The sequence below is a fragment of the Synechococcus sp. MW101C3 genome (genome assembly GCF_002252635.1).
Lineage (GTDB): Bacteria > Cyanobacteriota > Cyanobacteriia > PCC-6307 > Cyanobiaceae > MW101C3.
Map to the genome: position 1 here is coordinate 258,267 of NZ_NQKX01000001.1, position 18,963 is coordinate 277,229.

An 18,963-nucleotide genomic window follows, 5' to 3' on the forward strand; every position below is an offset into this window, starting at 1 on the left:
ACCGATGTCCCTGGCTCCCCGCAGCGAAGCCGATCTCCAGCAGCGCCAGCGCAGCGGTGATCTGCGCGTGCTTGCTGCCGCCGATTTCCGGGTGCTGGTGGCGACAGGCGGCCTGGAAGCGGCCTACGCCGCCACCGACGTGGTGGTGGCCGCCAATGCGGAGTTCACCGACCAGGCCACGTTGCAGCTCAGCCTCGGGCCGGTGGATCCGCCTCTGCGCATTCGAGAGGCCCGGCTCGACGGGGTGCTCGCCCAGGGGGCGGGTGGCACCGCGGGCCTGTGTCTGCCGATCGGCGGCGGGCTGGGCGAACCGCTGCGCCAGGGGGGCGCCCAGGTGCTGGATGCTCTGCTGGCCGGCCTTGAACTGGAGCTGACACTCACCGGTGAGGCCACCGCCTCCCACCCGCGCCGCGAATACCGGGGCCGCCTCTCGCTGGAGCGCCTGGGCGGCGCACGCCTGCTCCTGCATCGTGCCATCGCCGAAAACGGGGTGGTGGCGGTGAGCAGCGCAGAGGGAGTGGTGCGCAGCCCGTACGGACCCCTGCTCGGTCCTTACGGCAACGCCCTGTACAGCAGTTCGGGAAGCAGCAGTATCGGGCTCACCATGCCCTCACTGGCCTGGCTCGGTCCGGGGTCGCCCGTGCTGGTGGCTGGGGCGGTGGGCTGGGTGATCGGGGCCGGCCATGGGCATCAGCCCGGAACGCGGCGGCTGCCCAGCGGGCATGCGCGCACTCCCGGGGCGGTCGCGGCCGTGAGCGTCGACCTGCACGGGCTGCGGCCCGAATGGATCCGCGCCTGTTTCTTCGAGGGACACGGCAGTGCCCTGATGGTGCCGATCGCCGTTCCCGTGCCCCTGCTCGATCTCGCCGTGGCCCGCCGGGCGTCGATCGGCGACGACCAGCTGGAAGCGCCCGTGCTCGATTTCTCGATCCCGCGCCGTATTCGCCCCGGGTTCGGTTTTGTGCCCTACAGCCACTTGCTGGCGGGCAAGATCCAGGTGGATGGTCGCCGCATCCCCTGCGCGCCGGCCCACAGCCCGCGCCTGGCCCGGGAGATCGGCACCTGCCTGATCGAGCTGCTGCGGCAGGGACGCTTCCCGCTGCGCGGCCCGCTGGAGCCGCTGTCGGCGCGCCCGGGCCTGATCCCTCTGGAGGGCTGATCGCCCTGCCAGGGGCTGCTGTGCCGGCCTGCTGCAACGGTCTGCCGAAGCGAGGCCTCGCCCTGCCGGAAGCGCCGTAGGCTCCCGGTGCGGTTTTTCTGGCAGTCGATGACCGAGCCTTCCGCTTCCTCCAACGCGCCGTTCCTTCCCGGTGAGCAACCGTCGGCGCACGAGCCCGTCGGGGAGGTCGCCGCTCCCATGCCCACCAGCGGGGAGCACGGCGTTGCCGACCCCGCTGATCTGCCCCCAGCCGACCCCGCCGCTGTCGTTGGCGCGGATGCTGATGCCGCGCCCATGTGGCACTCGGCCCCGGAGCCGATGCTGCAGCCTGAACCGCTGACCCAGCCTGTGGCGGCAGTGGAAGCTGAAGTCTCTCCTCTCCTGCCCACGGGCGCGCCCGTGGATTCGGAGGTTGGCTCCCAGCCGGCTCCGGTTGATGCGTCGCTAGCTGCAGACCCGGTGAACGCTGCCGCGTTTGCTGCAGCACCTACTGGAGCAGGTGGCCAAGCCTCTGCCGAACCGCCTGCCACGCCCGCCGAGCTCCTGCCGGAGCCCACACCAGTCCCCACCCCTGAACCCGCTGTGGCGGCCACCGTGCATGTGCCGGCCGCACCGGACACCGCTGAGGGCGGTGGCGAATGGGACCTGCTGCTGGCCAAGCTGCGCGAATGGATCGGCAGCGGACGCCTCCAGCAGATGCTGGTGCAGTACCAGGGGCCCTTGCGTGCGGTTGCTCTGGCGCTTGCCCTGGTGCTGGTGCTGCGCCTCTACGGCGCCGTGATCGGCGCGATCGACAGCCTGCCCCTGCTGCCGGGTCTGCTGGAGCTGGCCGGGGTGATCTGGCTGAGCCGCTTTGCGGCCACCCGCCTGGTGCGCAGCAGCGACCGTCAGGAACTGATCGCGTCGCTGGAGCAGCGTTGGCGGGCATTCCGCGGCAACAACTGAGGCCGCCCGTCGGGCTGGGCCGTGCCGGATCGGGAGGCTGACAGGCCTGTTGATAGCTTGGCCCGACTGCGACGACCATCCACCGGTGACCATTCAGTTAGGCGGGAAGCGCACCGTCCGTCGTGCCTACGGGATCGACGAGATCGCTCTGGTTCCCGGAGGTCGCACGGTCGACCCGGAGGTCACCGACAGCCGCTGGAGCCTCGGAGGCATCGACCGCGAGATTCCGATCATCGCCAGCGCGATGGACGGGGTGGTGGATGTGGCGATGGCCGTTGAGCTCTCCCGCCTCGGCTCACTGGGGGTGCTCAACCTCGAAGGCGTCCAGACCCGCTACGAAGACCCCAACCCTGCGCTCGACCGCATTGCGGCGGTGGGCAAAGAGGATTTCGTTCCCCTGATGCAGGAGCTGTACAGCCAGCCCGTGCAGGAAGAGTTGATCCGTCGGCGCATCGCCGAGATCCGCGAACAGGGCGGTATCGCCGCAGTCAGTGCCACCCCTGCGGCAGCGCTGCGCTTCGGCAAGGCTGTGGCGGAAGCCGGTGCTGATCTCTTCTTCGTGCAGGCCACGGTGGTGTCCACCGAGCACATCGGCCCGGAGGGCCGCGAGCGGCTCGATCTCGCCACCCTCTGCCGCGACATGGGCGTGCCGGTGGTGATCGGCAACTGCGTCACCTACGACGTGGCCCTGGAGCTGATGCGCGCCGGTGCCGCCGGGGTGCTGGTGGGCATCGGCCCCGGTGCCGCCTGCACCTCCCGCGGGGTGCTCGGTGTGGGCATCCCCCAGGCCACCGCTGTCGCCGACTGCGCCGCTGCCCGCGACGATTACGAGCGGGAAACCGGCCGCCGTGTGCCGGTGATCGCCGACGGCGGCATCGTCACGGGCGGCGACATCTGCAAGTGCATCGCCTGCGGAGCCGATGCCGTGATGATCGGCTCGCCGATCGCGAGGGCGGCCGAAGCACCGGGTCGCGGCTTCCATTGGGGCATGGCCACACCGAGCCCGGTGCTGCCCCGCGGCACCCGCATCAGCGTCGGCACCACGGGCAGCCTCGAGAAGATCCTGCGTGGCCCCGCCAGCCTCGATGACGGCACCCAGAATCTGCTGGGCGCGCTCAAGACATCGATGGGCACCCTGGGCGCCCGCACCCTGCGTGAGATGCAGCAGGTGGAGGTGGTGGTCGCCCCTTCCCTGCTCACCGAAGGCAAGGTGTACCAGAAGGCCCAGCAGCTGGGCATGGGCAAGTAGAGCCCTTTTAGAGCCCTTTCGCATTGCCCGATTCGCTGCGGACTTTCCGGCGGTTTTCCAGCAATGAGACGCCGCTGGACAGGCCGAGACGGGGGCTAGTCTCGTGCCGTGGGGGCTACGGCTCGCACACTCCTCACACCACCCCGCCCGGCGCGTCCGGGCATTTTCTCTTCCAACGTTCGGTGGCGGTTCCGGGAATGATGCCAAGGCCGTTGCTACATTGGCAAAACCTTGTCCCTCCCTCGAATGTCCAGCGCCACTGCCGTCACCGACGCCTCTTTTGAGCTGGATGTGCTCAAGAGTGATGTGCCCGTGCTGGTGGACTTCTGGGCTCCCTGGTGTGGTCCCTGCCGCATGGTCGCCCCGATCGTCGATGAAATCGCCAAGGAATTCGAGGGCCGTATCAAGGTCTTCAAGCTCAACACCGACGAAAACCCCAACGTCGCCAGCCAGTACGGCATTCGCAGCATTCCCACCCTGATGGTCTTCAAGGGTGGTGTGAAAGTCGACACCGTCGTTGGTGCCGTGCCGAAGAACACCCTCTCCGGCACCATCACCAAATACCTCTGAGTTCTTCCCTCGCCCCTCCCGGCGTGTTGTCGCAGCCTGCCTCCGCCGCCACGCCGGATCCACGTCCTTCGCTCTCCACGGCGGCGGAACCCTCAGTCGGCTCCACTCCGCCGCCCTTTAGTGTCGGCCAGCCAGAGGCAGAGAGAGCGTGGGAGCATCAAGCCCCAGAGCTCAGCAACCACCCCCAGCGGCTGCTGATCGATCGGTCGATCGCCACCTTGATGCGGATCGCCGGTAGCGGCGCCGATGGGGAAGATTGGGGGCTGATCAGTGGCACGCTTCAGGACATCCAGCAGGCGCTGCAGATGTTCGACCAGCACCGGCGCACCCGCAAGGTCACGGTCTTCGGCTCAGCCCGCACCGCCCCGGGCACCCCTTGCTACAGGCTCAGCGAAGCATTGGCCGGCCGTGCCATCGCGGCAGGTTTCGATGTGATCACCGGCGCTGGTGCCGGTGTGATGGAGGCGGCCAATCGTGGTGCCGGCAGCGAGCACGGTTTCGGCCTGAACGTGCAGTTGCCGTTCGAGCAGCAGCCCAATCCCTACATCGCCGGTCGTAGCGATCGCCTGGTCGACTTCCGCTACTTCTTCACCCGCAAGCTTTTCTTCCTGCGCGAGTGCGATGCGCTGGTGGTGCTGCCGGGAGGTTTCGGCACGCTTGATGAATTGTTCGAGTCGCTGACGCTCATCCAGACCGGCCGCATTGCTCCGATTCCCGTGGTGCTGCTGGCCCCTCCCGGTGATCCCTTCTGGACCAACTGGCAGCACACGGTCCGCCACGACCTGATCGATCGTGGGCTGGTGAGTGAGGCGGATGCTGCCCTCTTCTGCGAAGCCAGCAGCGCCGCCGAGGCGATGGCGCAGATTTGCCGTTTCTACCGCGTGTTTCATACAGCCAGGCTGGTGGATGATCGCCTTGAGCTGCTGCTGCACGCCCCGCTCACGCCTGCGCAGCTGGCCGTGCTGAACCAGCGTTTCGCCGATCTGCTGGACAGCGGGCAGATCGAGCACGATGAAGTCTGCGATCTTTCCGATCAGCTCCGCCCTTCGCTGCGCTTCGATTTCAACGACCGCAAGGTGGGCCGGCTCTATCAGCTGATCGAGCATCTCAACGGTCTCGACATTCAGGGCGCGCCGGAACCGCACCACCCAGAACAACGTCGCTGTACCTTCACTTCCTGATGGCCCTTCTTCTCTTTCTTCCTCCCCCGGTTCTTCTGCCGGGGGCACATCGGCTGCTGACTGATCCCCTGCAGCTTCTGCTGCTCAGGACACAGCTGCCGGCGTTTCGCTCGCCTTCACTGGAGAGTCCGCTGCCATGAGCCGGATCGGATTGATCGATTACGGCATGGGCAACCTCCATTCCGTGCGCCGCGCGATCGAGCGCCTCGGTGCCGAGGTGGTGCCCGTACAGGACGCTGCCGCGATGCAGGCCTGCCATGCCTTGATCCTGCCGGGCGTTGGCGCGTTCGACCCCGCCATGCAGCGGCTGGAGCAGGCGGATCTGATCGAACCGCTCAAAGGTTGGTGTGCCTCCGGTGGACGCCTGCTGGGGATCTGTCTGGGGCTGCAGTTGCTGTTCGAGAGCAGTGAGGAGGGGGAGCGCGAGGGCCTGGGTCTGCTGGCCGGACGGGTGCGGGCCCTGCCGCGCACGCCCGATCACCCGATTCCTCACATGGGCTGGGCGCCGCTGATGCCGGGCGCGCCATCACCGCTGCTGCCAGCGGACCAGCCGCCTGCCTGGGTCTACTTCGTGCATTCCTTCGCCGCCGATCCCTCGGAGGCCGCCTGCATCACCGCCCAGGTGGACTACGGCGATGCCCGGGTCACGGCCGCGGTCTGGCAGCAGAACGTGGCGGCCTGTCAGTTCCACCCGGAGAAATCCGGGCCGGTGGGTCAGCGTATGTTGCGCCGCTGGCTGGGCTGGGTGGAGAACGCCGCCGCATGACCCTGCGGATCAGTGGCGGCCGCCGGCTGATCAGCCCAGCGGGCTTGGCGGCCAGACCCACCACCTCGCGGGTGCGGCTGGCGGTGATGAATCTGCTCAGCGCCAGGCTGGAGGGGGCGCGCTGGCTCGATCTCTGCTGCGGCAGTGGGGTGATGAGCTGCGAGGCGCTGCAGCGCGGTGTGGCGGCGGTGGTGGCGGTGGATCAGGACCGGGCGATGGCGGCCACGGCCCGGACCAACCTGGAAACGGTGCGTGCGGGGCTGAGGCGGCCGGTGACGGTGGAGGTGCTCTGCCGGCCGTTGCCGCGCTGGCTGGAGGGTGGTGGCGCCTGCCGTACGGCTGGCGGGCCGTTCGATCTGATCTATGTGGATCCGCCCTACGGCGCGGGGCTGCACCAGCCGATCGCGGCAGCCGTGCTTCAGCACGGTTGGATGGCCGCTGGCGGGTTGTTGGTCTGGGAGTGCGGTAGCGGCCGTGTGCCTGAAGCACCGCCCGGCTGGGAGCTGAGCCAGCAACGCCGCTACGGCAGCTCGGAAGTGGTGGTGCTGAGGCCCCTTAGCCAGCAAGAGAGCCCCGCAGAATCCTCAATGGAACAGGGTCCAGCGGAGCGCCTTTGAGGGGCTGCGAGTGATGGCCTGGGAGTCCCGGACCCGGTGGCCTCCTGAGCCAGTGGTCTGATCACCTGCTGGCCTCATGACCAGCTTGGCCTCATGACCAGCTTGAAGGATGTTCAGGCAGGCCAGTCGCTTGGTTCAGGCAAGCAGCGCCGGTTCAGCCGCCGAGGGCGCTGCCACGGCGGTACTGGTTCCAGGCCGCCACGAACAACCCCAACAGGGTGACGGGAATCAGGCCCAGCACGATGCCGCAGAGCAGGGGTTCGATCATGGAGAGCAAGCCACACAGAAGTGACGCAATTGTTTCACGTCTGCGGCAGTGTGGTGGGAGCAGCGTGGCGTTCCTTGACAGGTGATCTGACCCCGACAACGGCTCCTGAGGGGGCAGCGGAGGCCACCTTTCGCCGTCAGGGTCTGATCACAGCGATGGCGCTGATGGCGGCTGCTGCCTGCGCGCTGCTGGCCCTGGGGCTGCTCCCCTCCATCCAGGGCGACCCCTACACCCGCCAGACCCTGGATCTGGTCGGCTCGGCCGATCGCGGCAGCCGGCTGTTCCTGATCAACTGCGCCGGTTGTCATGGCATTGCCGGCCAGGGGCTGGTGGGCCCGAGCCTGCATGGCGTCACCCAGCGCAAGAACGACCGCCGGCTCGTGCAGCAGGTGGTGAGCGGCCGCACTCCGCCCATGCCCCGTTTTCAGCCTGATCCCCAGGCCATGGCCGACCTGATCGCCCATCTCCACGCACTGGCGTGACGGCCCCTGCGCCCGCTCCCTGCCCACCGGTGGTGGTGTTGGTGGAACCTGCTGGGCCTCTGAATGTGGGCAGCGCTGCCCGCCTCTGCGCCAATTTCGGCATCGTCGAGCTGCGCCTGGTGGCGCCCCGCTGCGATCACCTCGGCGATGAAGCCCGCCGCATGGCCGTGCATGCCCAGCCGCTGCTGGAGCGGGCCGTTGTGTTTCCCGCTCTGGCCGCCGCCATCGCCGATTGTCGCCGCGTCGTGGCCGCCAGTGGCCGGCCGGAGGCGGCACCGGTGGCCGTGGTGGACCCGCCCGAGGCTTTTGCCTGGCTGGCGGCGGGTGACGGAGAAGGCGATGGCGACGGGGCCTCAAGTGCGGCCCGCGGCCCCGGCGGCTCCCGTGGTCCCGACAGCCCTGGCCGCCCCCACAGCCCTGCGGATGCCCCTGGCCCGGCGACGGTGCCGAAGGTGGCTGCCCTCGTGTTCGGCCGCGAAGACCGGGGACTGAGCAATGACGAACTCCTGCAGGCCGGACGGGTGCTGCGCATCGCCGCCGATCCCGGCTACAGCTCGCTCAACCTGTCCCATGCGCTGGCCATCGTGTTGCACGAGTGGCACCGGTTCCACGCCCGCCCGCCTGGTCCAGGCCCCGGGCCCATCACGGTGCTGCCCACACCGGCGCGCCGCGCCGATCTGGAGGCTGCGCTGGCTGATGCCCAGGCGCTGCTGCTGGAGGTGGGCTTTCTGCTGCCGCACACGGCCCATGCCCGCATGGCCAAGGTGCGAGGCCTGCTGCAGCGGGCCCAGATCGATGCCGATGAAGTGGCCATGGTGCGCGGCATGGTCCGGCAGCTGCGCTGGGCCACCGATCGCCGGACCCCTTAACGTCCTGCCAACCCTTTTCGTTTGTCTGTGCGCTCGGGCCGCCCCCCCCGATCCGGATCTACCGGCTGGTTCCAGCCCCTGGCTCTGGTGCTGCGATTGCTGGTGATGGGCGTCGGTCTCGGCGTCATCACCGGCACGGTGCTGAAACAGCTCGCCCCCCGGATGGCCCAGGGAGCGATGGACACGCCGCGCATGGGAGCTGCCACCACGCCGGTGTCGCCCCTGCAGCAGGGCATCCCGCTGGGCAGTTTTGAACCGCGCAAGGAGCTCACGGCTCTCAGCGCCCGCTGGAAGGCCCTGGCGGCGGCCCAGAAGGATCTAAAGGTGGGAGGGTTCCTGCTGGTGCTTGATGACGGCCGCTTCGCCCAGCTGAATCCCGACACGCCTCTGCCTGCCGCCAGCTCGATCAAGACCCCGATCCTGCTGGCGGCGCTTGAGGACCTCGACCGCGGCAAGTTGCGCTGGGGCGAACCCCTGCCACTCACCAAGGAGGTGGTGGGCGGTGGTGCCGGCTGGATGGCCAATCGTCCGCTCGGCACCCGTTTCCCCTTCTACGAAGCGGCCACCGAGATGATCCGCGTCAGCGATAACAGCGCCACCAACCTGCTGATCAAACGGGTGGGCGGGAAGCTGGCCATCAATGCCCGCTTCCAGGCGCTGGGCCTTCCTGCCACCGTGGTGAACAACTGGCTTCCCGATCTGGAGGGCACCAACACCACGAGCCCCCACGACCTCGCCCGTTCCATCGCCCTGGTGGATACCGGTGCCAAGCTCAGTCCACGGGCACGGGATCACTTCCGCACGATTCTGGGCACCTCCCGCACCAATACCCTCCTGCCCGCCGGGGTGCTCAAGGGGATCGGTGGCGATTCCAGCGACCCCGACAGCGAACTGCTCGCCCGCGGCATCACCGTGCTCAACAAGACCGGCGACATCGGCATCGCCTACTCCGATGCCGGACTGATCGAACTCCCCAACGGTCAGCGGGCCGTGGCGGCCTTCATGGTCAAGGGCCCTTTCAACGATCCCCGCTCCACCGATCTGATCCGGGCGATGGCCGCGGCCATGAGCGAAACCCTGATCGGCCGTTCCCCTGCTCCCACCCCGCGATGAATCCGCAAGCTCCCCGCAACCGCCGCTGTCGGTGGCTGAGCTCCCTGCTGCCAGCTGTTGCCGGTGGCCTCCTGGCGCTGGGCGCGAGTGGCGGGGCCGCCGCCGCCGATCCGCTGACCACTCTGGCGGTCACTCCCGCGGCCAAGCCGGCAGCGAATCCAGCGGCCGCTGCGGGGCCCACCAAGCCAGCTGCGGCGCCTGCCCCTGCTCCCGCCCCCGCTGCGGCTCCCACCACCGTGCTGCGGCCCCAGCAGGTGCGGCCGCTGCCCGGAAAGCTGGATCAGGTGCCGTTGATCAATGACAACAACCCCGAGCTGATCACGGCGCCCGGCATCCTGCTCTCCACCTTCGATGGGGCCGCCACCCTGGGCGGGCAGCCTCTCGGTGTGCCGGCGGCTCACCTCAACCGTCCCCTGAAGGGCCGCTTCGACCTGTTCAGCCACCACGTCTACGCAGGGCGGCCCGAAACCGTGGATTCCACCCTCTGGCTGGGGGTGGTGGCGGCACCCAGCGGCCCGCGGCCGGTGCGGCTGCAGTTGATCAGCGGTTCCACGGCGCTGTCGCAGGCCACCGACCCGAAGCAGGCGGACGCCCCCTTCCTGCCCCTGCCGGCTCTGGTTCCCCACGACGGCACCTCCGCGTTTTCCGGCCCGGGCAGCCGGGTGGCGGCTGAACTGCTGCAGCAGCGCCGCAGCCCTGAGATTCCGGCCCAATGGCAGCTGCCGGCCGGAGAACTCACCACCCTGGTGGCAGTGCCGATCCCGGTGCGCGGCCTCGACCCCCTGCTCAACGGCCGCAACCTGCAGCTGCGGCTGGTGAGCGACGGGCCGGTGCAGGTCGCCACCCTGGCCGCCTTCGGCGGTGACCAGCCCCCATCGGACGCCACCTGGCTGGAGCTGTTGCGGGGCGGGCTCAGCCCCAAGGAGCACCAGCCCACTCCGCGCGGCGCCAAGGGGCGGATCATCTATTCACGGGTCAGTGGCGTGCAGCTGGGCAGCCGTTGGACCGGCACGCTCACCGATCCCGGCAGCCCGGTGCTGTCGGTGCGCAGCGCCCCGGTGTCGTGGCCGATCGCCGGGCTGGAGCTGGGCACCCTTGGCACCGGCCAGGTGCAGACCGCCGAGCTCGATCCCTTCTATCCCGGCACTGCCTGGGCCGCCCACGGCAACTACGGCGTCGAGTACGACCTGCGCCTGCCGCTGCGGAACGACAGCGACCAGCCGAGCGTGCTTTCGCTGGCGCTGGAGTCGCCCCGCAAGACGGACAAGCCGCTGGGGGGGTTGAGCTTCAACGCCACCGAGGCCCGGCCGGTGATGTTCCGCGGCACCGTGGAGGTGAGTGGCCTCGACGATCCTCAGGGCCGGCGGATGGGCCGGCGCTGGTTCCACCTGGTGCAGCGCCAGGGGCAGCAGGGGCCTGAGCTGGGCCGCGTTCGGCTCCAACCTGGAGAGCGGCGGGAGCTGCGCGTGCGCTTGGTCTACCCGGCTGATGCCACCCCACCCCAGGTGCTCACCCTGCTGCCGGTGCCCGCCGCTCCGGCGGAAACCTCAGCTGTGAAACAATCCGAACCCGTGCCGAGCTGTCGTCCGTGAGTCAGACCCGCAAGCGCAGGGTGTTCCCCTTCACCGCCATCGTCGGCCAGGAGGAGATGAAGCTCGCCCTGCTGCTGAACGTGATCGATCCCCGCATCGGCGGCGTGATGATCATGGGCGACCGGGGCACGGGCAAGTCGACCACCATCCGCGCTCTGGCCGATCTGCTGCCAGCCATCCCGGTGGTGGCCGGCGACCCCTACAACAGCTCTCCCACCGACCCCGACCTGCAGAGCAGCGAGGTGCGCGCGCGGGCCGAATCCGGCGAGACCCTGCCGGTGGAACCTCGCCAGGTGCCGATGGTGGACCTGCCGCTGGGTGCCACCGAAGACCGTCTCTGCGGCACGATCGACATCGAGAAAGCCCTCAGCGAGGGCATCCGGGCGTTTGAGCCGGGCCTGCTGGCCAAGGCCAACCGCGGTCTGCTCTACGTCGATGAGGTGAACCTGCTCGACGACCACCTGGTGGACGTGCTGCTCGACTCGGCCGCCTCGGGCTGGAACACGGTGGAACGGGAAGGCGTGAGCGTGCGGCACCCGGCGCGTTTCGTGCTGATCGGCTCCGGCAACCCGGAGGAAGGGGAGCTGCGGCCCCAGCTGCTCGATCGCTTCGGCATGAGCGTGGAGGTGCGCACCGTGCGCGATCCCGAGCTACGCGTGCAGGTGGTCGACCAACGCACCGGCTTTGATGCCGACCCCGAGGCCTTCAGTGCCCAGGTGCAGGACGTTCAGGAGGCCCTGCAGGCCAGGGTGGTGGAGGCCCAGAACCGGTTGCCGTCGGTGGTGATCGACGACGACCTGCGGGTGCGCATCTCGGCGGTGTGCGGCGAACTGGATGTGGATGGTCTGCGCGGCGACATCGTCACCAACCGGGCGGCCCGGGCCCTGGCCGCCTTTGAGCACCGCAACGAGGTCACCGACGACGATGTGGCCCGGGTGGTGGCCTGCTGCCTGCGCCATCGCCTGCGCAAGGATCCACTGGAGCAGATCGACACAGGCGATCGGGTGATCAAGGTGTTCTGCAAGGTGTTTGAGCGGCCTGAGCCAAGCGACCGCAACGGTTTCGAACTGGCCCTGGCGGCCTGAGCCGGTCGGCTGCTCAACTCCCGCAGGGCGCGGATAATTCGCCCCATGCGCATCCTCGGTATCGATCCTGGTCTCGCCCGTGTCGGCTACGGCGTGATCGAGTCCGGCCCGCCCCAGCGGATGCTCGACTGCGGCATGATCCAGACCCTTCCTGGCCGCTCCGATGGCGCGCGGATGGTGGAGATCGCCCGTGACCTGCGCTGGCTGGTGCGGCGCTGGCGCCCGGAGCTGGCGTCGGTGGAGAAATTCTTCTTCTACCGCTCCAGCACCACGATTTCGGTGGTACAGGCCCGGGGCGTGGTGATCATGACCCTGGCGCGGCTGCAGGTGCCGGTGGTGGAGTTTCCGCCGATGCAGGTGAAGCTGGCGCTCACCGGTTCGGGCCATGCCGGCAAGGAGGAGGTGCTCGACGCCGTGATGCGCGAACTGTCGCTGGATCACCCCCCACGCCCCGACGACGCTGCCGATGCCCTGGCTGTGGCGCTCACTGGCTGGTTTCAGCGGTGAAGCAGCCCGCTGCCGGTGGTGCTGCTCCCGGTGACGCTGCGGCCAGTGGGGCAGGTGCCGACAAGGCAGCCCTGCGGAGCCACTGGCGGCAGCAGCGCTTGGCCCTGCTGATGGAGGCGCACCCTGCCCTGCAACAACAGGCCGTTGCGGCGCTGGCTCCCTGGCTGGATCGCCCGCAGCGGTTGGGGCTCTACTGGCCCCTCCGCGGCGAAGCTGACCTGAGGCCGCTTCAGGAGCTGGGATCGGCTTCGCTCGCCCTGCCGGGGGTGCGGCCGGCAGCGGGCCTGGAAGGAGACCCGGCCGCAGGAGCGTCGGGGAGGGGCGCCGCCGCACTTCATTACGTCGCCTGGAACCCGGGCGCGCCGCTGCTCCCTGATCACTGCGGCATCCCGGCCCCACAGGGGCCCAGCCTCGAGCCCAGCGCCCTGGGCCTGCTGCTGGTGCCGGCGCTGGCCTTCGACCGCCGCGGCTTCCGGCTGGGTTCGGGCGGCGGCTGGTACGACCGCTTGCGGCAGCACCCGGCCTGGCGCTCCGTGCCGGCTGTGATCGTGGCGCCCTACGGCTGTCTGGTGGAGGCCCTGCCCACCGACCCCTGGGACATTCCCTTCGACGGATGGCTGAGCGAGCGGGGCCTGGAATGGTTGCAACCTGTTGAGTGATGACCACCCCAGCCCGCCTGACGGGGCTGCATTTGCCAGGATCCCCGCAGTTGAAGCCTTCCTGTGGTGCTCTCCTCGGATTCGTCCGCTCAACCGCCAATGGGCCTGATGCAGCCTGCGGTGGCCCGGATGGATGCCGATGGCACCAGTGGTCGGCGCCTTTCCCCAGCGCTGCGCGCCGGAACCGCCGCAGCGGCAGGCCGCACCGTGGCCGATCGCGTGATGGCCGCCGAGCTCGGTCACCGCTCCGAGCCCAGCGAGGCCCTCTCGATGATGGTGAGCTCGATGGTGCGGATGGTGCAGGCGGGCAAGGCCCATGCCGCCGGCAACCGCTGGTCGGCCTCCTGAACCCCACTTACGCTGGAATGCCTGGCCCTCCTGAAGCGCGGCCGGCCCTCCGCTGTTTGCTCAATCGCCCGTGACCTCCTGCCAACGCCTGGTCGTGCCATGCCTGGGAGCGGTGGCCCTGGCCCTGCTGCCGGTGGCAGCCCGGGCCCATGCCATCGAGAGCAGCCTCGATCAGCTCCGCTCCCTCAACGACTCCCTGCTGCTGGAGAGCCGCTTCTCCTCCGGTGAACCGGCGGCCGGAGCACAGGTGCGCGTGGTGCCGCCAGGAGGCGGCACGCCGGTGACGGTGGGCCAGCTGGATGCCGACGGCAAGCTGTCCTTCGTGCTGCCGAGCGGCGCCGATGGCACGTGGGAGCTCCAGGTCGACGACGGCCCCGGCCATCGCGACTTCCTCGACCTGACGGTGAAGAGCGGCCGCCCTCTGATCGACAGCCTCAGCGGCCGCCCGGCCGAGCCGACGGCGTCCTGGACCTCCCCCTGGCTGATCGGCACCGTGGTGCTGGGCGGCCTCGGCAGCGTCGGCGGGGTGATCGCCGGTCTGAGCGGCTGGTCCGCTGCGCGCCGTCGCCTTCGATGAGCGCCGGCACCGAAGCGCTCGATCGGATCGTTGAGCGACTGCGCGGCACCACTGACCCCAAGCGCCGCTACGCCTACGTGCTCTGGCTGGCCCAGAAGCTGGAGCCGCTGCCGGATGAGTTCCGCGTCGACCCCTTCAAGGTGAAGGGCTGCGTGTCGCAGGTGTACGTGGTGGGCGAGCTTCAGCAGGGGCGGCTGCACTGGCGTGGGGATTCCGATGCCCAGATCACCAAAGGGCTGCTGGCCCTGCTGATCGAAGCGCTCGAAGGCCTGACGCCCGAGCAGGCTGCTGCCGTGGATCCTTCCTTCCTGGCGGACACGGGCCTGCAGGCCAGCCTCACCCCATCGCGGGCCAACGGCTTCCTCAACATCTTCAAGATGATGCAGGCGCAGGCCCGCAGTCTCGCCGGCGGCGCGCCCAGCGCCGGTGCAGCGTCCGGCGCCCCCTCCTGATGACCAGCGGCGTCGGCCTGCAGGAGCAGCCGCGCTGCAGCCAGGTTTCTAGGCTCGGACGTTTCCAGGCGAGACAGGCATGACCATCGGCATCGGCTTGCTGGGTCTGGGCACGGTGGGAGCGGGTGTGGCCGCCATCCTGTCCGCCCCGGCGGGTCGCCATCCGCTGGTGGACCAGCTGCGGCTGCAACGGGTGGCCGTCAGGGATCTGAGCCGCCCGCGCCCGCTGGAGCTGGATCCAGCCCTGCTCACCACCGACGCCGAAGCGGTGGTGCAGGACCCGGCCGTCGACATCGTGGTGGAGGTGATGGGGGGCCTCGAACCCGCCCGCAGCCTGATCCTCAGCGCCATCGCCGCCGGGAAATCGGTGGTCACGGCCAACAAGGCGGTGATCGCCCGCCACGGCCAGGAGATCGCCGCGGCGGCCGCGGCGCGGGGCGTGTACGTGCTGATCGAGGCCGCGGTGGGCGGCGGCATTCCGATCATCGAGCCGCTGAAGCAGTCGCTGGGTGCCAACCGCATCCAGCGGGTGAGCGGCATCATCAACGGCACCACCAACTACATCCTCACCCGCATGGCGGATGAGGGGGCCCTTTACGGCACGGTGCTGGCCGATGCCCAGGCCCTCGGCTACGCCGAAGCCGATCCGGCCGCCGATGTGGAAGGCGGCGATGCTGCCGACAAGATCGCCATCCTGGCGGGACTGGCCTACGGCGGTGGCGTCGAACGCTCCGCCATCCCTACGGAAGGCATCAGCGGCCTGCAGGCCAGAGATGTGAGCTACGCCGACCAGCTGGGATTCCGCGTCAAGTTGCTGGCGGTGGCGCAGAGCGAGGGCACTGATCCCGACGGCACCGAGCAGCTCGATGTGCGGGTGCATCCCACCCTGGTGCCGAAGGATCACCCACTGGCGGGGGTCAACGGCGTCAACAACGCCATCCTCGTGGAGGGGGATCCGGTGGGGCGGGTGATGTTCTACGGGCCTGGTGCCGGGGCCGGGCCCACCGCTTCGGCTGTGGTGGCCGACATCCTCAACATCGCCGGCATCCGCCAGGTGGGCGGCCCTTCCGCCGGGCTTGATCCGCTGCTGGCGGCCGGCAGCTGGCGCCGTTGCCGCCTGGTGGATCCCGCCGTCACCCGCCACCGCAACTACCTGCGCCTGCAGACCACCGACCAGGCGGGCGTGATCGGGCGGATCGGCAGTTGCTTCGGCCAGGAGGAGGTGTCGATCCAGTCGATCGTGCAGTTCCAGGCCTCCGGCGGGGAGGCTGAGATCGTGGTGATCACCCATGACGTGCAGGAGGCCCGTTTCCGTGCGGCGCTCACGGCGATCGCCGCCCTGCCCGACGTCAAGGCGGTGGCGGCCTGCCTGCGAACCCTCTGAGGCAATGATCCGCAAACCCTCTGCCGGGACATGCTGAGCGGCCTCACCTGATGGGAGTGATCAGCAGCACCGATCCTTCGGTCGCGATCCCCTCACCGGGATTTCTTAAGGTTCATAGCGAACGCCTTCCCCTCTCCAGCCCCGAAATGCTGTCGACACACGCCCCCACCACGGGCGACCCGCAGCGCCGTCAGGCCCCATCCCCCCTCGCCACCCCCCTCCCTACGGACACCCCTTCAATCCGCACCAGCCCGATGAGCCTCCACCAGGGTGATTGCATTCACCTCGCCTCGGATTCGAACCTGTACCAGGTGATCGCCGTGGATCCGCCCCACGACCGCTGCTGGGTGCGCCGCTGGCCCTTGGCGCGGGGGGGCTCCCCAGTGTTCGAGGTGTCCTTGCAGCAGGTTCACAACAGGCCGCCTTCCCTGGCCCTGAATGGCCAGCCGAGCCTTTGAATGGCCGCAGCGAGCGTCACCGCCCCCCATCGCCCCCTTTCCTGATCTGAAGCGCTGGCTGACGCTTCCCCTGGTGGGAATGCTGAGCCTGGGCCTGCTGTCCGCCTGCCAGCCCGTCCGTCCGGTGGACCGGCTGGTGGTGGCGGGGCGCAGCCGCATTGATTCGGTGGATCCGGCCGCCACCTTCAGCATCGGCGCGATGCAACTGCTGAGCGCTCTGGGCGATCCCCTCTACGCGATCAGCCCCGACGGCGAGCTGCAGCCGCGCCTGGCCGTGGCGCCGCCCCGGCTCAGCGCCGATCGCCTCACCGCCTGGGTGACGCTGCGTCAGGGCGTGCGCTTCCACGACGGCAGCCGCTTCGATGCCGCCGCCATGGTGTTCACGCTGGAGCGCTTCCTGGCAATCGGCAAGCTGAGTTACCTGCTGGGCGACCGGATCGTCTCGGTGCGGGCCAGTGGGCCCTACGAACTGGAGCTGCGCCTGCGGCGCCCGTTCACGGCCCTGCCCCAGCTGCTCACGGCGGTGAATCTCACGCCGCTGTCCCCCACGGCCTACCGGGCCCACGGCCGCCGCTTTCTGAACGAGCGCTTCGTGGGCACCGGGCCCTACCGGCTCACCTTCTTCAACGATCAGCAGCAGCGGCTGGAGCCCTTCGCCGACTACTGGGGGCCGAAGCCAGCCAATGGCGGCATCGATCTGGTGAACCTGAGCAACTCCACAGCCCTCTACGGCGCCCTTCGCAGCGGTGAGGTGGATGTGCTGCTCTCCACCAGCCTGGAGGGCGACCAGCAGCTGTCGCTGCATCGTCTGGCCGAGGCCGGCGCCCTGCGCGAAGGCAGGGGGCCGGCCCTGGAGATCGGCTATCTCACGCTGCTCAGCGACCAGCCGCCCCTGAAGGATCCACGCCTGCGCCGCGCCCTGGCGTTCGGCCTCGATCGGGAGCTGATCAGCCAGCGGGTCAGCCACGGGCTGCGCCCGTCCCTGCGGGAGCTGGTGCCCCCGACGATCCCCGGCTCCGATCCGCAGGCCTGGCCTGCCTTCGATCCGGCCCAGGCCCGTGCGCTGTTTCGCCAGGCCGGCTACTGCAGCGGCCGGCGGTTGCGCGTGCCCCTCACCTTCCGCTCCAACATCCCCTCCGACCGCCTGTTCGCGCTCACCTGGAAGGAGCAGCTGGCCCGTGACCTCGGCGACTGCGTGCAGCTGGAGATCAGCGGGATGGAATCCACCACGGCCTACCGGCAGCTCGGCGAGGGCGCCTTCACGGCGATCCTGCTGGAGTGGATGGGGGATTTCCCCGATGCCGACAACTACCTGATTCCCCTGTTGGGGTGCGAGCAGGCAGAGGGCAACCGCTGCCTCAAGGGGGCCAGCGCCGCCAGCGGCAGCTTCTGGACCCAGCCGGGTCTTGAGCAGGATCTCAAGCGCAGCGAAAGCCTGGAGGGCGAGGAGCGCGTCGCCCTGCTGCGCCGCCTGCAGCAACAGGTGGCCCAGGCTTCCCCCTACATCCCGGTCTGGCTGGTGGCCCCGCGCGCCTGGGCCCGCCCCAACCTGCAGACGCCCCGCTTCGATGGGGCCGGCCGGGTGGTGTTCAGCCGGCTGCAGAAGGAGCGCCACCCATGAGCCGCCGTTCCCAGCTGTTGCGCTACGGCGCCAGCCGCCTGCTGCTTGGCCCGGTGATGCTCTGGCTGATCGCCTCCCTGGTGTTCCTGCTGCTGCGGCTGGCTCCGGGTGACCCGATCGATGCCCTGCTCGGCATCCGCGCTCCAGAGGAGGCCCGCGCCGCCCTGCGCCAGCAACTCGGGCTTGATCTGCCGCTGCTCACCCAGTACGGCCAGTTCCTGCTGGGTTTGCTGCGCGGGGATCTGGGCGCCTCGCTCACCAATCAGACACCGGTGGCCCAGGTGATCGGCCAGAGCCTGCCGGCCAGCCTGGAGCTGGGCGTGTGCGCGCTGTCGATCGCCGCCGTGCTGGGGCTGGCGGTGGGGTTCTCAGGCATCGCCCGTCCCGACGGCAAGCTCGATCTGGCCGGCCGCCTCTACGGCATCGGTACCTACGCCCTGCCGCCGTTCTGGGCGGCGATGGTGGTGCAGCTGGTGTTCGCCGTCTGGCTCGGCTGGTTGCCGGTGGGTGGGCGCTTCCCGGTCACGCTGCTGCCGCCCACCGGCTCCGGCTTCTACCTGTTCGACAGCCTGCTTGCCGGCAACTGGCAGCAGTTCAGCGGCACGGTGCGGCATCTGGTGCTGCCCGCCACCACGCTCGGCGTGCTGCTCAGCGGCATCTTCGATAACGCGCTGCGGCTCAACCTGCGCCGGGCGCTCCGCTCCGACTACGTGGAAGCGGCCCGCAGCCGCGGCCTGAGCGAACCAAGGGTCGTGCTGCGCCACGCCCTGCCGAATGCCCTGTTGCCCGTGCTCACGATCACCGGGATCACCGTGGCGTCCCTGATCGGTGGCGCCCTGCTGATTGAGGTCACCTATTCGTGGCCGGGCATCGCCTTCCGGCTGCAGGAAGCGATCGCCCAGCGCGACTACCCCCTGGTGCAGGGGATCGTGGTGGTGGTGGCGGCGCTGGTGGTGGTGGTGAGCGTGGTGGTGGATCTGCTGGTGGCCCTGCTGGATCCGCGGATTCGTTTCTGACGCTTGCTGCTGAAGCCGGTGCTGAACGCTGCCGCTGGTGCCTTT

General features: G+C 69.4%; 22 protein-coding genes. 21 read left to right on the plus strand and 1 reads right to left on the minus strand.

All coding sequences use genetic code 11. The features are described 5' to 3' along the window. Positions 1-4 precede the first annotated feature (4 nt). The 7 genes from CJZ80_RS01245 to rsmD all read left to right on the plus strand — a co-directional run bounded on the left by CJZ80_RS01245 (position 5) and on the right by rsmD (position 6,487). Positions 5-1,159: a homocysteine biosynthesis protein gene (locus CJZ80_RS01245; protein ID WP_094510262.1), complete on the plus strand. Its 1,155-nt coding sequence runs from the start codon at positions 5-7 to the stop codon at positions 1,157-1,159. A gap of 108 nt (positions 1,160-1,267) precedes the next feature. Next, positions 1,268-2,104, plus strand: coding sequence for a CAAD domain-containing protein (locus CJZ80_RS01250; RefSeq protein ID WP_094510263.1), 837 nt, complete (start codon positions 1,268-1,270; stop codon positions 2,102-2,104). A gap of 85 nt (positions 2,105-2,189) precedes the next feature. Continuing rightward, positions 2,190-3,353, plus strand: coding sequence for a GuaB3 family IMP dehydrogenase-related protein (locus tag CJZ80_RS01255; RefSeq protein ID WP_094510264.1), 1,164 nt, complete (start codon positions 2,190-2,192; stop codon positions 3,351-3,353). Positions 3,354-3,599: 246 nt separating this feature from the next. Further along, positions 3,600-3,923 carry a thioredoxin gene (gene trxA / locus CJZ80_RS01260; RefSeq protein ID WP_094510265.1) on the plus strand — a complete coding sequence of 108 codons (324 nt, stop codon included), beginning with the start codon at positions 3,600-3,602 and terminating at the stop codon, positions 3,921-3,923. Positions 3,924-3,949: 26 nt separating this feature from the next. Beyond that, complete coding sequence (locus CJZ80_RS01265) at positions 3,950-5,104, plus strand: LOG family protein (RefSeq protein WP_233132696.1); 1,155 nt, start codon at positions 3,950-3,952, stop codon at positions 5,102-5,104. A gap of 136 nt (positions 5,105-5,240) precedes the next feature. After that, positions 5,241-5,870 (plus strand): imidazole glycerol phosphate synthase subunit HisH, encoded by a 630-nt coding sequence (gene hisH, locus CJZ80_RS01270; RefSeq protein ID WP_094510267.1) that lies wholly within the window; start codon positions 5,241-5,243, stop codon positions 5,868-5,870. Next, the gene (rsmD, locus tag CJZ80_RS01275) at positions 5,867-6,487 is read left to right on the plus strand and encodes a 16S rRNA (guanine(966)-N(2))-methyltransferase RsmD (RefSeq protein ID WP_094510268.1); all 621 of its coding nucleotides are present in this window, start codon (positions 5,867-5,869) and stop codon (positions 6,485-6,487) included. The genes hisH and rsmD overlap by 4 nt, the downstream gene beginning before the upstream one ends. A 154-nt stretch (positions 6,488-6,641) precedes the next feature. On the opposite strand, the gene petG is transcribed toward rsmD, so the two are convergent. Next, positions 6,642-6,755: a cytochrome b6-f complex subunit V gene (petG, locus tag CJZ80_RS01280; protein ID WP_006041770.1), complete on the minus strand. Its 114-nt coding sequence runs from the start codon at positions 6,753-6,755 to the stop codon at positions 6,642-6,644. A gap of 74 nt (positions 6,756-6,829) precedes the next feature. Between petG and CJZ80_RS01285 the strand changes: the two genes are divergently transcribed. The 14 genes from CJZ80_RS01285 to CJZ80_RS01350 all read left to right on the plus strand — a co-directional run bounded on the left by CJZ80_RS01285 (position 6,830) and on the right by CJZ80_RS01350 (position 18,918). Continuing rightward, positions 6,830-7,237, plus strand: a complete 408-nt coding sequence (locus tag CJZ80_RS01285; protein WP_233132697.1) for a cytochrome c — start codon at positions 6,830-6,832, stop codon at positions 7,235-7,237. Beyond that, a complete protein-coding gene (locus CJZ80_RS01290; RefSeq protein ID WP_233132698.1) occupies positions 7,234-8,106 on the plus strand; it encodes an RNA methyltransferase in 873 nt (290 codons plus the stop codon). The genes CJZ80_RS01285 and CJZ80_RS01290 overlap by 4 nt, the downstream gene beginning before the upstream one ends. A gap of 27 nt (positions 8,107-8,133) precedes the next feature. Beyond that, positions 8,134-9,219 (plus strand): serine hydrolase, encoded by a 1,086-nt coding sequence (locus CJZ80_RS01295; RefSeq protein ID WP_094510438.1) that lies wholly within the window; start codon positions 8,134-8,136, stop codon positions 9,217-9,219. After that, positions 9,216-10,811, plus strand: coding sequence for a DUF3370 domain-containing protein (locus CJZ80_RS01300; RefSeq protein WP_094510270.1), 1,596 nt, complete (start codon positions 9,216-9,218; stop codon positions 10,809-10,811). Before CJZ80_RS01295 ends, CJZ80_RS01300 begins: the two co-directional genes overlap by 4 nt. After that, the gene (gene bchI, locus CJZ80_RS01305) at positions 10,808-11,896 is read left to right on the plus strand and encodes a magnesium chelatase ATPase subunit I (protein WP_094510271.1); all 1,089 of its coding nucleotides are present in this window, start codon (positions 10,808-10,810) and stop codon (positions 11,894-11,896) included. The genes CJZ80_RS01300 and bchI overlap by 4 nt, the downstream gene beginning before the upstream one ends. 45 nt (positions 11,897-11,941) lie before the next feature. Beyond that, positions 11,942-12,403 carry a crossover junction endodeoxyribonuclease RuvC gene (gene ruvC, locus CJZ80_RS01310; RefSeq protein ID WP_094510272.1) on the plus strand — a complete coding sequence of 154 codons (462 nt, stop codon included), beginning with the start codon at positions 11,942-11,944 and terminating at the stop codon, positions 12,401-12,403. Further along, entirely contained in the window at positions 12,400-13,062 is a 663-nt protein-coding gene (locus CJZ80_RS01315; RefSeq protein ID WP_233132699.1) for a 5-formyltetrahydrofolate cyclo-ligase, read from the plus strand. Before ruvC ends, CJZ80_RS01315 begins: the two co-directional genes overlap by 4 nt. 108 nt (positions 13,063-13,170) lie before the next feature. Further along, complete coding sequence (locus tag CJZ80_RS01320) at positions 13,171-13,410, plus strand: hypothetical protein (protein WP_144036865.1); 240 nt, start codon at positions 13,171-13,173, stop codon at positions 13,408-13,410. Positions 13,411-13,480: 70 nt separating this feature from the next. Beyond that, positions 13,481-13,987, plus strand: a complete 507-nt coding sequence (locus tag CJZ80_RS01325; protein WP_233132700.1) for a hypothetical protein — start codon at positions 13,481-13,483, stop codon at positions 13,985-13,987. Next, a complete protein-coding gene (locus CJZ80_RS01330) occupies positions 13,984-14,439 on the plus strand; it encodes a SufE family protein (protein WP_094510274.1) in 456 nt (151 codons plus the stop codon). Before CJZ80_RS01325 ends, CJZ80_RS01330 begins: the two co-directional genes overlap by 4 nt. 79 nt (positions 14,440-14,518) lie before the next feature. After that, positions 14,519-15,823 (plus strand): homoserine dehydrogenase, encoded by a 1,305-nt coding sequence (locus CJZ80_RS01335; protein ID WP_094510275.1) that lies wholly within the window; start codon positions 14,519-14,521, stop codon positions 15,821-15,823. Positions 15,824-15,873: 50 nt separating this feature from the next. Next, positions 15,874-16,281, plus strand: coding sequence for a hypothetical protein (locus CJZ80_RS15870; protein WP_369802962.1), 408 nt, complete (start codon positions 15,874-15,876; stop codon positions 16,279-16,281). After that, positions 16,262-17,902, plus strand: coding sequence for an ABC transporter substrate-binding protein (locus CJZ80_RS01345; protein WP_369802963.1), 1,641 nt, complete (start codon positions 16,262-16,264; stop codon positions 17,900-17,902). The genes CJZ80_RS15870 and CJZ80_RS01345 overlap by 20 nt, the downstream gene beginning before the upstream one ends. Then, positions 17,899-18,918 carry an ABC transporter permease gene (locus CJZ80_RS01350; protein ID WP_094510277.1) on the plus strand — a complete coding sequence of 340 codons (1,020 nt, stop codon included), beginning with the start codon at positions 17,899-17,901 and terminating at the stop codon, positions 18,916-18,918. The genes CJZ80_RS01345 and CJZ80_RS01350 overlap by 4 nt, the downstream gene beginning before the upstream one ends. Positions 18,919-18,963 lie beyond the last annotated feature (45 nt).

Bases quoted from the DNA above. Each gene is read 5' to 3' on its own strand.
- CJZ80_RS01245 (WP_094510262.1), top strand. From the start codon at position 5: ATGTCCCTGGCTCCCCGCAGCGAAGCCGATCTCCAGCAGCGCCAGCGC.
- CJZ80_RS01250 (WP_094510263.1), top strand. From the start codon at position 1,268: ATGACCGAGCCTTCCGCTTCCTCCAACGCGCCGTTCCTTCCCGGTGAG.
- trxA (WP_094510265.1), top strand. From the start codon at position 3,600: ATGTCCAGCGCCACTGCCGTCACCGACGCCTCTTTTGAGCTGGATGTG.
- hisH (WP_094510267.1), top strand. From the start codon at position 5,241: ATGAGCCGGATCGGATTGATCGATTACGGCATGGGCAACCTCCATTCC.
- rsmD (WP_094510268.1), top strand. From the start codon at position 5,867: ATGACCCTGCGGATCAGTGGCGGCCGCCGGCTGATCAGCCCAGCGGGC.
- petG (WP_006041770.1), bottom strand. From the start codon at position 6,755: ATGATCGAACCCCTGCTCTGCGGCATCGTGCTGGGCCTGATTCCCGTC.
- CJZ80_RS01300 (WP_094510270.1), top strand. From the start codon at position 9,216: ATGAATCCGCAAGCTCCCCGCAACCGCCGCTGTCGGTGGCTGAGCTCC.
- ruvC (WP_094510272.1), top strand. From the start codon at position 11,942: ATGCGCATCCTCGGTATCGATCCTGGTCTCGCCCGTGTCGGCTACGGC.
- CJZ80_RS01320 (WP_144036865.1), top strand. From the start codon at position 13,171: ATGCAGCCTGCGGTGGCCCGGATGGATGCCGATGGCACCAGTGGTCGG.
- CJZ80_RS01330 (WP_094510274.1), top strand. From the start codon at position 13,984: ATGAGCGCCGGCACCGAAGCGCTCGATCGGATCGTTGAGCGACTGCGC.
- CJZ80_RS01335 (WP_094510275.1), top strand. From the start codon at position 14,519: ATGACCATCGGCATCGGCTTGCTGGGTCTGGGCACGGTGGGAGCGGGT.
- CJZ80_RS15870 (WP_369802962.1), top strand. From the start codon at position 15,874: ATGGGAGTGATCAGCAGCACCGATCCTTCGGTCGCGATCCCCTCACCG.
- CJZ80_RS01345 (WP_369802963.1), top strand. From the start codon at position 16,262: ATGGCCAGCCGAGCCTTTGAATGGCCGCAGCGAGCGTCACCGCCCCCC.
- CJZ80_RS01350 (WP_094510277.1), top strand. From the start codon at position 17,899: ATGAGCCGCCGTTCCCAGCTGTTGCGCTACGGCGCCAGCCGCCTGCTG.